The sequence below is a fragment of the Vulcanococcus sp. Clear-D1 genome (assembly GCF_014654725.1).
In the GTDB taxonomy this organism is placed as follows: Bacteria; Cyanobacteriota; Cyanobacteriia; order PCC-6307; family Cyanobiaceae; genus Vulcanococcus.
Window position 1 is genome coordinate 16,475 of sequence record NZ_JACVZV010000038.1, and the last position, 14,822, is coordinate 31,296.

Here is a 14,822-nt window from a genome sequence, read left to right on the forward strand (position 1 = left end):
ATGATCACCGTCGCGCTGGCCAAGGGAGCCCTCCTCAAGGATTCCGTGGCGCGCTTTGCCGCTGCCGGGCTCGATTTCGCCGCCGTGCTGGAGCCGGGCAATCGCCAGTTGATGGTGCCGAGCGCCTGCGGCCGGGCCCGGGCCCTCTTGGTGCGCAACGCAGACGTGCCGGTGTACGTGGCCTACGGCCAAGCCCAGCTCGGGGTGGTGGGCTACGACGTGCTGCGCGAACACCAGCTGCCGGTGGCCCATCTGGTGGATCTTGGCTTCGGCGGCTGCCGCATGAGCGTGGCCGTGAAGGCCACCAGCCCCTACCGCCGTGCCGCCGATCTCCCGGCCCACTGCCGCATCGCGAGCAAGTTCACCCGTTGCGCCGAGGAGTATTTCGAAGCCCTTGATCTGCCGGTGGAGCTCATCCATCTGGCGGGTTCGGTGGAGCTCGGGCCGATCACCGGCATGAGTGAAGCGATTGTGGATCTTGTGGCCACCGGCCGCACCTTGGTGGAGAACGGCTTGATCGCCATCGAAGATCTGTTCCACTCCACGGCTCGTCTGGTGGGCCACCCCCTCTCACTCCGCCTGGATGGCGGTGAGCTGCAGGGGATCGTGGATCAGATCGCGGCGGTGTCCAGCCGGCCTGCCACCTGATGGCTGATCGCGACCGTCAACGCTTACTGCGCCTGCTGCCCTACCTGGGCCGCGACCGCAAGCGCCTCTTGCTCACGCTGGTCCTGTTGATCCCGGTGGCCGGAGCGGCAGCTGTGCAGCCGCTGCTGGTGGGACAGGCGATTTCAGCCCTGCGCCAGGAGCCGGTGCTCGCTTGGCTGGAGCCGATGCCTCTGGCGCAGCAGTTGCGCACCCTGGTGTTGCTGCTGCTGGTGGCCGTGCTCGTGCGGCTTGGCTTGCAGGGCCTGCAGAGCTTCAACGTGCAGGCGGTCGGCCAGCGGCTCACGGCCCGCATCCGCAACGATCTGTTCGCCCACGCGCTCGATCTCTCGCTCCGCTTTCACGACCACACGCCGGTGGGCAAGCTGCTCACCCGCCTCACCAGCGATGTGGATGCTCTGGCGGAGGTGTTTGGCAGCGGCGCGGTGGGTCTGCTGGCCGATCTGGTCACTCTGCTGGTGATCGCCGCCACGATGATTGCGATCGAACCTCGGCTGGGGGTGTTGCTGCTGGCCTCGCAGGTGCCGGTCACGCTCACCATGCTTTGGCTGCAGCGCCGCTACCGCAAGGCCAACTACCGCGTGCGCGAAGAGCTGAGCCAGCTCAATGCGGATTTGCAAGAAAACCTGCAGGGGCTTGAGGTGGTGCAGATGTTCCGCCGCGAGGCCTACAACTCCGCCCGCTTCGGCACAACCACTGCGGCTTACCGCCAGGCGGTGAACGGAACGATCTTCTACGACTCAGCCATCTCCGCCCTGATCGAGTGGGTGTCCCTCGGGGCGATTGCCCTGGTGCTGGCCCTGGGGGGCTGGATGGTCACGGCAGGGGCCATGGGCCTGGGCACCCTCACCACCTTCATTCTTTATTCCCAGCGTTTGTTTGACCCGCTGCGGCAGTTGGCTGAGCGCTTCACCCAGATCCAGGGCGGCCTCACCGCGGTGGAGCGCATCGGCGAACTGATGGAAGAGCCGATTGAGATCCAGGAACTGCCCCAGGAGCAGCGCTCTGCGGCGGCTGTGGTGAGCGGCCGTGAGCGCAGCAGCGCCGGCGAAGTGGTGTTCGAGAACGTGTCGTTCGCCTACCGGGCCGATGATCCGATCCTCACCAACCTCTCTTTCCGCATCGCACCGGGTGAGCATGTGGCTCTGGTGGGCCCCACCGGTTCCGGCAAGAGCACGGTGATCCGCCTGCTCTGCCGCCTTTACGAACCGCAGCAGGGCCGGATCCTGCTCGATGGCATCGATATCCGCGAACTGCCCATCCCCACCCTGCGCCAGCGGCTGGGTGTGGTGTTACAGGACACCTTCCTGTTCAGCGGCAACGTGGCCGACAACCTGCGCCTCGATGCTGCGATCAGCGACATTGACCTGCAGCGTCTCTGCCAGGAGCTCGGCCTTGAACCGTTGCTGCAGCGTCTCCCTCAGGGGCTTGATACGGAGCTGCGCGAACGGGGTGGCAATCTCTCGTCCGGCGAACGCCAACTGCTCGCGGTGGCGCGCGTGGCCATCCGCGATCCCTCCGTGCTGGTGATGGATGAGGCCACCGCCTTCCTCGATCCTTCCACCGAAGCCACCCTGCAGCGCGATCTGGATCGGCTGCTGCGCGATCGCACAGCCATCGTGATCGCCCACCGCCTGGCCACCGTGGAAGCGGCCGATCGCATCCTGGTGCTGCAGCGGGGCCGGCTGATCGAGCAGGGCAGCCACATCGCCTTGCGGGCTGCCGGTGGTCTTTACGCGCAGCTCGCCGAACTCCAGGAGCGCGGGCTGGCCAGGCTCTGAGCCTCCGCCGACCGGCGCGGCCAACCCTGCTCCTGCAACCACGCGCTGATCAAGGCGGCCAGGGTGGCCGGCGCTGTGCGCATCGGTAGGTGCCCTTCCCCCTCCAGTACCTCCAGTTGATGGTCGGAGCTGTAACCCGCCAGATGGCGCACGTAGCGGGGCTCCATCACGGTGTCGCGGCTGCCCACCACCCAGAGGCTGGGCACCTGCAGCTGCGCCACCAGGCCCGGCAGCTGGCGCACGGCACCGCGTTGCATGCTCGAGGCCAGTAGCCCGCGGGCGGCGCGCAGCTCCGCCACCAGCGGGCTGCGAATGGCCTCCGTGCCGGGCAGCTGCGCCAGCCAGCCCGGCCGCCATCGCAGGAAGGCGGCGCCACCGCGGCGCACCATGCGAAACGGCCGCGGCTGAAACACACCGCCACCCGAGGCCACCTGCACGACCCCTGCCAGTTGCGAGCCCAGATGGGGTGCGGCATGCACCACGAGGCTCCCGCCCAGGGAATGGCCCACCAACACCAGCGGGCGCTCAGCGGCCTGCTCGCGAGCAGCCTCGGCTAACCAGCGGCCATAGCTCGCCAGGCTGGGTTGCAGGCCCCGCGGCCTCGGCTGGCCACCGAAGCCCGGCAGGTCTGGCGTCCAACACTCCCAGTCGGGGCTGAGCGCTTCGGTGAGGGGCTGCCATAGGCGGCCCGAGAGCAGCCAGCCGTGCACACACACCAGCAGGGGAGAGCGCTCCAGGGGGCTTCCGGTGGTTGAAGGGTCTCCAGCCTGCATCAGCTTTGGCCAGAGTGGGAGAGGATCAGGCCAATGCTTAGCTCTCCCCCCACCGAGCTTGATGTCCTCTACGGGCAGGGCTACCGGCTGTGCCCCACGCCGAACCCACAGCTGAGCCTGGTGCTGAGCACCCAGAGGGACATCGATCTCTACGAATTGGAGCAGCTCTGTGATGCGGTGGGCTGGAGCCGTCGCCCCCTGCGGCGTGTGCGCAAGGCTTTGGACAACAGCCTGCTGGTGGTGGGCCTTTGGCGGCACGATCCACGGCTACCCCGCTTGGTGGGTTTTGCGCGCTGCACCGGTGATGGGGTGATCGAGGCCACCGTCTGGGACGTGGCGGTTCACCCCCTCTATCAAGGCGTGGGGCTGGGCAAGCAGCTGATGACCTACGTGATCGATCTGCTGCGCGCTCAGCAGGTGGAGCGGGTGACTCTGTTTGCCGACCCTGGCGTGGTGCAGTTCTATGGCGCCCAGGGTTGGCAGCTGGAGCCGCAGCAGCGCCGCTGCGCGTTTTGGTATGCCCCCTGAGGCTCCGCGCTTCAGCCGTTGTTGAGGCTGCGGAACAGGTAGCCCTGGAAGAACCGCACGCCGCGTTGCTGCCAATAGGCGAGCTGTTCGTTGGTTTCGATGCCCTCGAGAATCAGACCGCAGTTGTTGAGTTCGCCATAGCGCACCAGAAAGCTCACCAGCGCATCCACGTTGGCGTCATGGAGCCGTTGGCTGTAGCTGAGGTCGAGCTTGAGAAAGTCGGGCTTGAACTGAAATAGATAGGCGATGGAGGCATAGCCCACGCCGAAGTCGTCGATGGCGATGCGAACGCCGAAATCCCGGAGCTGTTGCAGGCGCTGCTCCCACAGCTCCGGCCGATTCACCAGGGCGGTTTCGGTCACTTCCAACACGAGCCGGCGCCGCAGTGCCTCCGGCAGTGAACGCAACTGGGCGAATAAGGCCTTGATGTGTTGATCCGATCCGAAGCTCACTGCGGAGATGTTCACACCCAGCCCCTCATCGGCGTGCTGAGGCTCGCGCAGCAGGGCGATGGCGCGCCGCAGCATCAGTTGATCGAGCAAGTGGATGTTCTGGTTCCGCTCCAGGGCCAGCACCAACTCCTGAACACTGATCGAGCCCTCGAGCTCCTGGGGCAGTCGGAACAGCATTTCGCTGTAGGCCGGCTTCCAGCCTTCGCCCGCACCCTCGAGTACAGGCTCCAGCGCATAGCGATGGTCCTGCAGGGTTTCGAACGAGCGATTGAGGTGAAAGTCGCGGCTTTGCTGGCGCCGCAATTCCCGAGCGGAATCGGCCACGCCCTCCGGCATGTGGCGGATCCCGCTGCTGCTCTCGCTCAGGGAGAGCACGAGGGCCAGATCGGCGAGTTGCTGCGTGACGTCGTTGCTGTCCAGTCGGGTGAGGATCCCGCCCACCGCCAACTGCATCACATCTGCCATCGCCAGCTGGAGCTCCTGCAGCTGCTGCTCGATCTGGTGATGTTCCTCACGGGCCTCGCTGCTCAGTGGCTCGATCACCTGCAGCAGGGTGTTGTTCTCGCCCAGTGCCAGGTGGCGTGTGGGCTCCAGTTGCTGTAGCCGTTCCCCCAACCAGGCCAGAGCCTGGTTCTGGGCTTCGCTGCGCTGCCGGATCGCATCGCGGAAGAGCATCACCTTCACCTGCAGCGCCACGATCCAGAGCTCGTTGCTCAGGCTCTGTGCCTGCTCCCCCTGCGCTTGCTCAGCCTGCAACTGGCTGATGGTCTGCAGCAGTTCGCTGCGGCTCAGGAGTGGCCCCGGCAGCTCCTGGCGCAGCAGGCGCAGTTGGTTTCTCCTGGCGCGCTCCAGCTGAACATCGCGCTGGCGCAACTGCCGCAGGCTCAGCAGGCTTCCGCCTGCCGCCACCGCCACCAGGGCGTTCACGCCGATCCAGCCCGGAAGGATGCCCTGCGCGGCAAACCAGCCTTGCTGCCAGGCCGGTATGGCGGGCTTGAGAGTGAGCACCTGATGGGCTGGCAGCAATTCGCTCACTGCCGCCGCAGCGATGCCCGCTTGCCCGCGGGCGCTGCTCAAGCTGGCATTGATGCGGCTGAAGGCCTGATTCACCGCGGCGTTGTAACTGGGACGCTCGATGCGGCTGAAGTGCAGCAGCCACCCCCGTTCTGGCCCCGCACTGCCGCTGCGGCGGATCGCTGTGCCGGCTCCCAGCACGGAGTGTTCTGCGGCCGGGCAGTAGAAGCCGAAGGCCCGATCGCCCTGGCCGGCCCGGCTGCGGGCCGCTAGTTGTTTGAGGTGTCCCTGCAGGCAGCGGCTCAGCTCCGCCGAGAGGCCCGATTCGATGGCGCTGCCCCGGGCCAGTAAGGGGCGCTGCTCGGCATCCACCAGCAGCAGGCCCTGGCCGTCCTGAATGATCGAGGAGTTCTCGAGCTCGCGGTTCTCGAAGCTGGGATCGTCGCCTCCGGCATAGGCATAGAGCGGATCCCAGTGCCCCCAATCGAGCACGGTGATCTTGTGGCTGTTCACCCGCAGCTCGAGCAGGCCCTGATCCGTTTGCCCCTGGCGGCTTTGGCGCTGTTGCAGCAGTTGCCAGCGCTGCTGGGCCAGCACCCCAGCCAGCGACGCGCTGCACACCACCCAGATCAGCAGTGCGCTCTTGATCCGCCGGGGGTGATCACGGCGTTGGCACTGCCATTCGCGGCGGACGCTGCGCAGCCAGCGGTTGGGCCTCACTAGGGACGCCCCCATCGTTTTGCCCAGCCACGGCTCAGCCGCATTCTGGCGAGATCAGCGGCTTCGCACCATCGCTGCCGTAGTAGCGATGAGCCAGGTGCTGAGGGCTGATCCCCCGCCGCCAGGCCTGCCGCAGTCGGGCATTGCGCCAGGCCGTACCGAGCACACCATGGCGTTGCCAGCGCCGGCCATTCACCTGCAGGGGGCATCCCAACCGGCGGATCGGAGCCAGGTGCTGGAGCCGTTGGATCAACAGCAGATCCTCCATCAACGGCAGCGGTGGGATGCCGCCGGCACGCTCCAGCAGGGCGCGGGGCAGCAGTAAACCCTGATCGCCATAGGGCAGTCGCCGCAGCTGGCTGCGCAGCCGCACCGCCCACTCGAGCAGTCGCAGGGCCACGCCTGGCCCCTCCACCGCCAGATCGAAAGCCCAGACCGCCTCGGGTGCCGCCATCGCCCGCCGCAGTGCCTCGGACCACCCCGGTTGCAGGCGGGCATCGGCGTGCAACAGCAACAGCCAGGGAGCCGTGGTGGCCGCCACGCCCCGCTGCAGTTGCCATCCACGGCTTGCCTGGGCGTGCATCACCTGAGCGCCGCCCAGGCGTGCCAGCTGGGGCGTGCCATCACGGCTGCCGCCATCCACCACCACCAGCTCCGCCATCACATCTGCGGGACAGGCCGCCAGATCGGCCAGCAGCAGGGGCAAGCGCGCGGCTTCGTTGAAGCTGGGCACCACCACCGCAAGGTGCGCCCCGCTCATGACCAGAGGCTGGGGTCGTTGCTGATCGGCAGCTCGGCGAGGGGGTGGTGGGAATCCAGCAGATCGGCGCTGATCGTGCGGCACACCACATCCATCGGCACGCAGAAACTGCTGCCGTCTTGATCGAAGGGCCCTTCCACGTAGGCACCGATGCGCTCAGCACTCACAAAGCCCAGAAACAGCAGCAGGCCGGTGAAGGCGGAGCCGCGGCTGGAGAAGGTGCCAAACAGCGTGTAGCCGTACAGCCAGCAGATCAAGCGGATGAACACGTCGTAGGTGGGCGGCAGGGGGGTGTTGCGGATGCGCTGCAACGCGCCCATGGCATTGGTGAACTGCTCCATGCTTCGCATCAGGGCATCGCGCCCCCAGTCGTTCACCGCCTCCTGCTGATACAGCCGGCCGATCAGGTCAGCCCGGAGCGTCATGGTGTCGCGAACGCTCACGCCATCCGGCAGGCCGAGGCCGCGGCTGAGCTCCTTCACCCGCATGCGGGCATCGGGGCGCCAGAAGCCCCGCAACTCGAAGTTGAGCAGCCAGCACTGCAGCACCTGCAAGCCCACCAGCTGCTGTTGCTGGGGCCGCAGCCGGCTCTCCCCACCGAGCAGGGTTTGCAGGCTGTCACGCCAGTGGCGGCTGCTGTTGGTGATCGAGCCCCAGAGGATGCGTGCTTCCCACCAACGGTTGATGGCCTGGGTGTTGCGGAAGGCCACGAAGATCGACACCGCAATGCCGAGCATCGATAGACCGGAGTCGTCGATCAGGCGCACCCTGCTGGCGCCGGCGAGGCGCTCCACCAGCAGGGCCAGGCCGCAGAGAACGGCCATCAACAGCAGATCCCAGCGCATCCGCAACACCAGTTGGCCCGCCACCCGCAGGGCATTGCGGTGGGCCAGCTTCGGGGGCGGTGAGCTCATCGGCGGGTTGGGCGGGTGGTCGCATCATCGATCGCGCGTCAGCAGCAACCAGGGCTCCAGGGCTGAGCGGCCATCGAGGTCGCTCTGCTGCCGCAGCAGGGCCAACGTGAGCCCTCGCTGGGCTGCGCGCGCCAGGCTGAGGCTCAGCACCTGATCGCTGCTCCAGGGAATGCCGCTGAACAGGGCTGCACCGCTGCGCAGAAAGCCCTGGCGCGTCATGCCGATGAGCCAGTAGCCGCCATCAGCGGCGGGACCGAGTACCAGATCGTGCTGGTCGAGCAGGGCAAAGGCCTGCTCCAGATCGGCGCTCTGCAGATCCGGCAGATCGCTGCCGATCAGCACCAGCTGCTCGAAACCTTCCCTGAAGCCCTGCTGCAGCTGGCGATGCATGCGGCAGCCCAGGTTGCCGCCTCGCTGCAGAGCCAACCGCAGCGGAGCGGCTAGCGAGCGCTGGAGCTGATGCCCCCAGCGGCGTAGCGCCCGTGGCCCCAGGCCTGAGGCGGAGAGCAACAGCTCTGCATGGATTCGGTTGGCGGCGGCGGCGGCCGTGTGAAGCGTGTGCCAGCTCAGCCGGCGCTGCATCGCAGCCGCCAAACGGCTGGAGCCGCAGCTGGACGCCAGGCGTTGTTTGCAACGGCCTGGAGCGGGCCAGCGTGCCAGCACCACCAGCTGGCCGCGCGCGATCGGCATCGGATCAGTTCTGGCGCGGCAGCTCCGCTGGTTTCACCTGCAGGTTGAGCTGCTGCTCACCGCGCTGCACCTGAACGGTGAGCGGCTCGCCCACCCGGCCCTGATCCACCGCCACCTGCACCTCAGAAGGGTTATCCACCTCGGTTTTGCCTACCCGTTCGATCAGGTCGCAGGAGCGCAGGCCACCTTGCGCGGCGGGACTGCCCGGCATCACCTCCACCACCACCACAGCATTGGTTTCCGGCAGGCGGCATTCGGCGTTGGTGGCATTCACCTCACGGGCCAGTTGTGGGGTGAGCGATTGCAGGCGCACACCGATGTAGGGGTGGGAGGCGCGGCCGCTCTCCAGGATCTGGGCGGCGATCTGGCGGCCGAGATTGATCGGGATCGCGAAGCTCAGGCCGGCGCCAGGGGCCTGGCGAATGGCGGTGTTGATGCCGATCACCTGACCGCGCTCGTTGATCAGGGGGCCACCGCTGTTGCCCGGGTTCACGGCGGCATCGGTCTGCAGGTAGGGCACCCGCTGGCCTTCGCCCACCGCATTGGTGCGCTGCACGGCGCTGATGATGCCGGCGGTCACGGTGTTGTCGAGGCCGAGGGGGTTCCCGATGGCGATCGCCCATTCACCGGGGCGCACCTTGGCTGAATCACCAAGGGGAGCCACCGGCAAGCCGGCCGCCGCCACCTTCACCACGGCCACATCGGTCACCGGATCGCTGCCCAGCACCTTGCCGCGGAAGCTGCGGCCATCGGGCAGGGTCACCCCCACCTCACTGGCCCCTTCCACCACGTGGGCATTGGTGAGGATCACCCCATCGGAGCGGGTGATGAAGCCCGATCCCTGGCCCTGTTGTTGCTGAATCGAGGGCCCGCCGCCGAACAGCCCGCCGAGTGGATTCACCACCCGCCGCACCGTGTCGATGCGCACCACCGCCGGGCCCACCTTGTCGACGGCGTTGACGATGAAGTTGTTGCCTGGCTGCAGCGCCGCACTCGGGGGCGCGTCGCTCACTCGGGTGGGGTCGCCGCCGCGGCGGCCCGGCAGTCCGCCGCTGCAGGCGCTGAGCAGGCCTGCCAGCAGGAGCGCGCTGAGCAGGGATGGGCGGCTTGTGAGGCGCATCATCGGCAACGGTCCCGTCTGGGCACTGCCCCTATATTCGTGGCCCGGCGGGGTTCAGTGGCGGTGCAGCAAGGGGAAACGCTGTGGCGTCAGGTGCAGGAAGCGCTTCAGGGCAACCTTTCCAAACCCACCTTCGAAACCTGGATCAGGCCGGCCCGCTGCGCCGGCTTCAACGGCACTGAACTGCACCTGATCGCGCCGAATGCCTTTGCCTGTGGCTGGCTGCGCAAGAACTACCTGGTCACGATTGCGGCTGTGGCCAGCGAGATCGCCGGGCGCACGATCAGCGTGCAGGTGGAGGCCGGCACCGATCCAGATCTGGCTCAGGGGTTGAACGGCAATGGCTTAATGGCGGCTGTCGCCCCAGGTGAAGCCAGCCCGGTGGGGGAGTCGTCGCTGCCGGCGGTTTCTGCAGCTGCCGCACAGCGGCTTCCCACCGGTGAGGCGCCCCGCAAGCTCGCCCCCGGCCTCAACCCCCGCTACGTGTTCAACCGCTTCGTGGTGGGGCCCAACAGCCGCATGGCCCATGCGGCGGCTTTGGCCGTAGCCGAGGCGCCGGGCCGGGAATTCAACCCGCTCTTCATCTGCGGCGGTGTGGGTCTGGGCAAGACCCATCTGATGCAGGCGATCGGCCATTACCGGCTCGAGATCGATCCTGAGGCCCGCGTGGCCTATGTGAGCACCGAAACCTTCACCAATGATCTGATCCAGGCCATCCGCAAGGACGGCATGCAGAAATTCCGCGATCGCTACCGCGCCGCGGATCTGATCCTGGTGGACGACATTCAGTTCATCGAAGGCAAGGAATACACCCAGGAGGAGTTCTTCCACACCTTCAACGCGCTGCACGAAGCCGGGCGCCAGATCGTGATCGCCAGCGACAGGCCCCCCTCCCAGATCCCGCGTCTGCAGGAGCGCCTGATCTCGCGCTTCTCGATGGGCCTGATCGCCGATATCCAGGCTCCAGATCTGGAAACCCGCATGGCGATCCTGCACAAGAAGGCGGAACACGAGCGGGTGAACCTGCCGCGCGATCTGATCCAGTATCTGGCTGGCCGTTTCACCTCCAACATCCGTGAACTGGAGGGTGCGCTGACGCGGGCGGTGGCCTTTGCTTCGATCACCGGCCTGCCGATGACGGTCGAATCGGTGGCGCCGATGCTGGATCCAGCTGGTGTGGAAGTGGAGGTGACCCCGGCTCAGGTGCTCAGCAAGGTGGCGGAGGTGTTTGGTGTGAGCGTGGAGGAGATGAAGAGCCCCAGCCGTAAGCGGGCCGTAAGCCAGGCGCGGCAGGTGGGGATGTATCTGATGCGCCAGGGCACCAACCTCTCGCTGCCTCGCATCGGTGATGAATTCGGGGGCAAGGATCACTCCACCGTGATGTATGCCGTGGAGCAGATCGATAAGAAGCTCAATGCTGATCCGCAGCTCGGTCGGCAGGTGCAGCAGGTGCGCGATCTGCTGCAGATCGATTCACGCCGCCGCACGAAATAGAGCGGCGCCGCGGCTTGTTCCCGCCAATCCTCAGCCGGTGATCGGCTCGCTGGGATCAAGCCCTTCCACTTGGCCGGAGAACACCCGGCTGGCGGTGATGTCGTCGGCTTCGATCGTCATCAGATCCAGCTTGGTGAGTGCGCTGCTGTTCATGCGGTTGAACAGTCGGTTGGCCTGGCGCATGCGGGCGCGATCGATGGCGTTGCGGATCGATCGCGCGTTGGCGAAGAAGGGCAGTTGCATCCGCCGCTGGATGTAGTCGGCGAAGGCGGTTAGGGCTTCGTTGCTGAAGCGGTAGTTTTCCTCCGCCAGGATTAGCCGCGCGATCGCCAGCAGTTCCTCAGCGCTGTAGTCGGGGAAATCAATGTGGTTGGCCACCCGCGAGGAGAGGCCGGGATTGCTCTGATAGAACACATCCATTCGCTCCTTGTAACCGGCGAAGATCACCACGAGATCGTCGCGGTTGTTCTCCATCACCTGCAGCAGGATCTCGATCGCCTCGGCGCCGTAATCGCGCTCGTTCTCCGGGCGATAGAGGTAGTAGGCCTCATCGATGAACAGCACCCCGCCCATGGCCTTCTTGAGCATCTCGCGGGTTTTGGGAGCTGTGTGGCCGATGTACTGCCCCACCAGATCGTCGCGGGTGGCGGTCACCACATGGCCTTTGCGCACGTAGCCGAGGCGGTGCAGGATCTGCGACATCCGCGCTGCCACGGTGGTTTTGCCCGTGCCCGGCCGCCCGGTGAACGACATGTGCAGGCTTGGGGCAGTGGTGGACAGCCCCACCTGCTTACGGGCCCGATCCACCACCAGTAAGGCGGCGATCTCACGGATGCGTGTTTTCACCGGCCGCAGACCGATCAACTCCTGATCGAGCTGCTCGAGCACATCCTGCACCTGAGCCCCCTCATAGGCGGCCTGCAGGTTCACCGGGGTGTCGTCGGGAGCGGCGCCGGTGGGCTGTTGCTCAGACGAGGCCATCGATCGCGGCGGCGAAGGCGTGGTCAGCCTCGCCGATGGCCGCCTCTTCACCCTCGGCTCGCAGGGTGATGTTCACGTATGTACGCCCGAAGCTGATGTCCGGATAGCGGCCTTGCGTTTCACAGAAGTCGTTGAGGCGATCGAGGAACGCGCGGTTGCTGGCGTAGTCCTCGAATTCAACCCGGCGCTCCAGCCACTCCACACGATCGGGCTTGGGCCGGGGGTTCCACTGGTGATCCATGGACTCGAACTTACGACTTCAGGCCGCCAGGCAACGATGCAGCGAGGCAATCCGTGCGGGCGATGCCCAGTCGCTGGGCCCAGGCCTCGGCGTAGGCGGCGTTGGCGGCCTGGGCGGCGGTATCACTGCTTGTGAGTGGGTGAGGCATGGTGCCGTTGATGGCTGCGTTGGTGACACAGAACATCGATTTCTGGAAGCTCATGCAGATCTTCACGCGCACATCGCCCTCGCCCCGGGTGCGCTCGAGATACCACTGATGCAGCTTCTCCGGTAAGTGGCGGTACATGTCCTGCATCAGCAGGCTGGGGGGGATGCCGGCGCCCATGCTCGGCAGCGGATCGGCGTACAGCGCCCCGTAGGTGAACTTGGCCTGATCCGGCGAGATCTGCTGGGCCTGGGCGTTGAAGCTCACGGTGCCCAGGAACGGCATGCCCCGCAGGAACACCGCCTCCACATAGGGCACGGCCACATCCACGAGGAAGGTGAGGCCTGCTTGCGGTGGCAGCACCCAGAAGCGCTCGCCATCGATCTCCACGCTGTATTCGATCGGATTGGCGGCCGCGGCCACCAGGCCGTCTTTGATGAAGTCCACCACTTGGGGAATGCTGCACACCCGGCCCTCGCGCTCGGCGGCGGCAAGATCGAGGAACAGATCGCTCATCACGCGCCAGAACTGGCCGAGGGCGTGGGTGGTGGCGGCTGAACGGATCAGCTCCGGCAGGAACCCTGGGAACAGGGGGTTGAGCAGCGCCAGCAGTGGATCGCGGCGCCGCTTGGCGGCGATGATCCGGCGGCAGTTGTCGGCAAACTCCGCCGAATCGAGATAGGCATCCATGCCACCGGTGGCATGCCAGAACATCGCCTTCTGGCAGTACTCCGCGTATTCGAAATTGATGCGGTCGTGGTTGAGATGACGCCAGATCTTGGCCGGGTTGAGATCGCCGTCGAGGAACTTGAAAATCGGGAACGGATTGAGAAACTGCTCTTCCGCTTGGTAGATCAGGTTGATGCTGTAGGCATCGAGCACCTCGCCATAGCTCTCGAGCACGCCCACCACTTCCAGCACGTGATCTGGCGTGTCGGTGAGCAGGGTCTCCCCCGCGAGCAGGCGGCGCTTCACCTCCGCCTGATCGATCGCGAGGTTGGATTGAACCAGATCCTGGGAAATGACTGGCATCTCAGCCCACTCCTGCCGTGAGGTTGGCCAGGGCCGTGCTGGCCACTTCGCTCAGGCTGCCCAGGCTGCTGGGTACCAGGCCAAGGAACACGATGCTGGCGGCCAGGGCCAGGGCCGGAATCGTTTCGCGGGGCGCCACGGAGCTCAGCTGCACATCCAGGCGTGCATCGGCCGCGGCATCACCGCTGGGCGGTGTGATCGCCAGCCGTCCGAAGAAGGCCCGGTTCACCAGCAGCAGGAAGTACACCGCCGTGAGGCCTGAGCCCACCATCGAGAGCAATGTGGCCAAGGGGAACGCGGTGATGCTGCCGCGGAACACCAGAAACTCGGAGATGAAGCCGGCCATGCCCGGCAGCCCGGCACTGGCCATCACGGCCACGATCATCAGTGAACCCGTGAGCGGAAGGCCCCGCTCGGGGTTGAGCAGGCCGCGCAGCACCTCGAGATCGCGGGTGCCGGTTTTGCGATACACGATGCCCACCAGCAGGAACAGCAGGGCCGAGATCAGGCCATGGCTCACCATCTGGAACACCGCGCCCAGCAGGCTCACCGGCGTGTCTGCGGCGGCGGCCAGCAGCACGTAACCCATGTGGCCCACGGAGCTGTAGGCCACCATCCGCTTCATGTCGGTTTGGGCGATGGCGGCGAGGGAGCCGTACAGCACCGACACCGCGGCCCAGATCGCCAGGGCCGGAGCCAAGCGTGCCCAGGCTTCGGGAAACAGCTGCAGGCCAAAGCGCAACAGGCCATAGGTGCCGAGCTTGAGCAGCACACCGGCCAGCAGCACCGACACCGGCGTGGAGGCCTGGGTGTGGGCATCGGGCAGCCAGTTGTGTAGAGGAACCAGCGGGATCTTGATGCCGAAGCCGATCAGGATCGCCCCCAACAGCCACAGCTGCCCGCCCATGGCGAGCCGCTCACTGAGCACGGGTGTGAGGCTGAAATCCACGGTGCCGGTGAGCAGCGCCAACCCCAGAAAGGCGCCCAGGATCAGCATCCCGGAAACAGCGGTGAAAATCAGAAATTTGGTGGCGGCATAGGCCCTGTTCACACCGCCCCACACCGAAATCAACAGCCAGAGGGGGATCAGCTCGAGCTCATAGAAGAGGAAAAACAGCAGCAGGTTGTCGGCCAGGAAAGCCCCATTCACCGCACCGCTGATCAGCAGGAGCATGGCGAAGTAGAGCCGCGGGCGCTTGCTGATGTCGCGGGTGATCACCGCCGACACCAAGGTGAGCGCCCCGTTGATCAACACCAGCGGCAGGGAGAGGCCGTCGACGCCCAAGGCGTAATCGAGGCCGATGCCGGGCACCCAGCTGTGGTGCTCTTGCAGCTGCAGCCCCGGTGCCGCGGGATCGAACTGGGCAGCGGTCACCAGGCTCAGGATCAACTGCGCCACCAGGATCACGATCGTGATCTGGCGCAGCCGCCCCGGGGATGGGCTACCGGGCCAGACCATCAGGGCCAGGCAGCCCAGGAAGGGAATCAGCAGAAGGGAGGAGAGCAGCATG

Annotated in this window: 14 protein-coding genes; 4 read left to right on the forward strand and 10 right to left on the reverse strand. The window is 66.3% G+C overall.

Going from position 1 to position 14,822, the window contains the following annotated elements; all coding sequences use genetic code 11:
* Entirely contained in the window at positions 1-648 is a 648-nt protein-coding gene (gene hisG / locus H9532_RS14825) for an ATP phosphoribosyltransferase (RefSeq protein ID WP_296369953.1), read from the forward strand.
* Positions 648-2,447 (forward strand): ABC transporter ATP-binding protein, encoded by a 1,800-nt coding sequence (locus H9532_RS14830; protein WP_296369955.1) that lies wholly within the window; start codon positions 648-650, stop codon positions 2,445-2,447. Before hisG ends, H9532_RS14830 begins: the two co-directional genes overlap by 1 nt.
* On the opposite strand, the gene H9532_RS14835 is transcribed toward H9532_RS14830, so the two are convergent.
* Positions 2,399-3,220, reverse strand: coding sequence for an alpha/beta hydrolase (locus H9532_RS14835; RefSeq protein WP_296369957.1), 822 nt, complete (start codon positions 3,218-3,220; stop codon positions 2,399-2,401). The genes H9532_RS14830 and H9532_RS14835 overlap by 49 nt on opposite strands.
* 33 nt (positions 3,221-3,253) lie before the next feature.
* On the opposite strand from H9532_RS14835, the gene H9532_RS14840 reads away from it, so the two are divergent.
* Positions 3,254-3,748, forward strand: coding sequence for a GNAT family N-acetyltransferase (locus tag H9532_RS14840; RefSeq protein WP_296369959.1), 495 nt, complete (start codon positions 3,254-3,256; stop codon positions 3,746-3,748).
* A gap of 11 nt (positions 3,749-3,759) precedes the next feature.
* On the opposite strand, the gene H9532_RS14845 is transcribed toward H9532_RS14840, so the two are convergent.
* The 5 genes from H9532_RS14845 to H9532_RS14865 are packed head-to-tail and all read right to left on the reverse strand — an operon-like array spanning position 3,760 to position 9,421.
* Complete coding sequence (locus H9532_RS14845; RefSeq protein ID WP_296369962.1) at positions 3,760-5,949, reverse strand: EAL domain-containing protein; 2,190 nt, start codon at positions 5,947-5,949, stop codon at positions 3,760-3,762.
* Between the two features lie 19 nt (positions 5,950-5,968).
* A complete protein-coding gene (locus H9532_RS14850; protein ID WP_296369963.1) occupies positions 5,969-6,694 on the reverse strand; it encodes a TIGR04283 family arsenosugar biosynthesis glycosyltransferase in 726 nt (241 codons plus the stop codon).
* On the reverse strand, positions 6,691-7,608 hold the full coding sequence (locus tag H9532_RS14855; protein ID WP_296369966.1) for a bestrophin family ion channel: 918 nt from the start codon (positions 7,606-7,608) through the stop codon (positions 6,691-6,693). Before H9532_RS14855 ends, H9532_RS14850 begins: the two co-directional genes overlap by 4 nt.
* A gap of 24 nt (positions 7,609-7,632) precedes the next feature.
* Complete coding sequence (locus H9532_RS14860) at positions 7,633-8,298, reverse strand: TIGR04282 family arsenosugar biosynthesis glycosyltransferase (protein WP_296369968.1); 666 nt, start codon at positions 8,296-8,298, stop codon at positions 7,633-7,635.
* Positions 8,299-8,302: 4 nt separating this feature from the next.
* Positions 8,303-9,421: a trypsin-like peptidase domain-containing protein gene (locus H9532_RS14865; RefSeq protein ID WP_296369969.1), complete on the reverse strand. Its 1,119-nt coding sequence runs from the start codon at positions 9,419-9,421 to the stop codon at positions 8,303-8,305.
* A gap of 54 nt (positions 9,422-9,475) precedes the next feature.
* On the opposite strand from H9532_RS14865, the gene dnaA reads away from it, so the two are divergent.
* Positions 9,476-10,912, forward strand: a complete 1,437-nt coding sequence (dnaA, locus tag H9532_RS14870; protein WP_296370167.1) for a chromosomal replication initiator protein DnaA — start codon at positions 9,476-9,478, stop codon at positions 10,910-10,912.
* A gap of 30 nt (positions 10,913-10,942) precedes the next feature.
* On the opposite strand, the gene cbbX is transcribed toward dnaA, so the two are convergent.
* From cbbX to H9532_RS14890, 4 genes are read right to left on the reverse strand one after another with little or no spacing between them, the layout of a single operon-like run.
* Complete coding sequence (gene cbbX / locus H9532_RS14875) at positions 10,943-11,893, reverse strand: CbbX protein (protein ID WP_296369971.1); 951 nt, start codon at positions 11,891-11,893, stop codon at positions 10,943-10,945.
* A complete protein-coding gene (locus H9532_RS14880) occupies positions 11,880-12,134 on the reverse strand; it encodes a 4a-hydroxytetrahydrobiopterin dehydratase (RefSeq protein WP_296369973.1) in 255 nt (84 codons plus the stop codon). The genes cbbX and H9532_RS14880 overlap by 14 nt, the downstream gene beginning before the upstream one ends.
* Positions 12,135-12,144: 10 nt before the next feature.
* A complete protein-coding gene (locus tag H9532_RS14885) occupies positions 12,145-13,311 on the reverse strand; it encodes a CO2 hydration protein (RefSeq protein WP_296369976.1) in 1,167 nt (388 codons plus the stop codon).
* 1 nt (position 13,312) lies between these two features.
* Positions 13,313-14,821 carry an NADH-quinone oxidoreductase subunit M gene (locus H9532_RS14890; RefSeq protein WP_296369978.1) on the reverse strand — a complete coding sequence of 503 codons (1,509 nt, stop codon included), beginning with the start codon at positions 14,819-14,821 and terminating at the stop codon, positions 13,313-13,315.
* Position 14,822 lies beyond the last annotated feature (1 nt).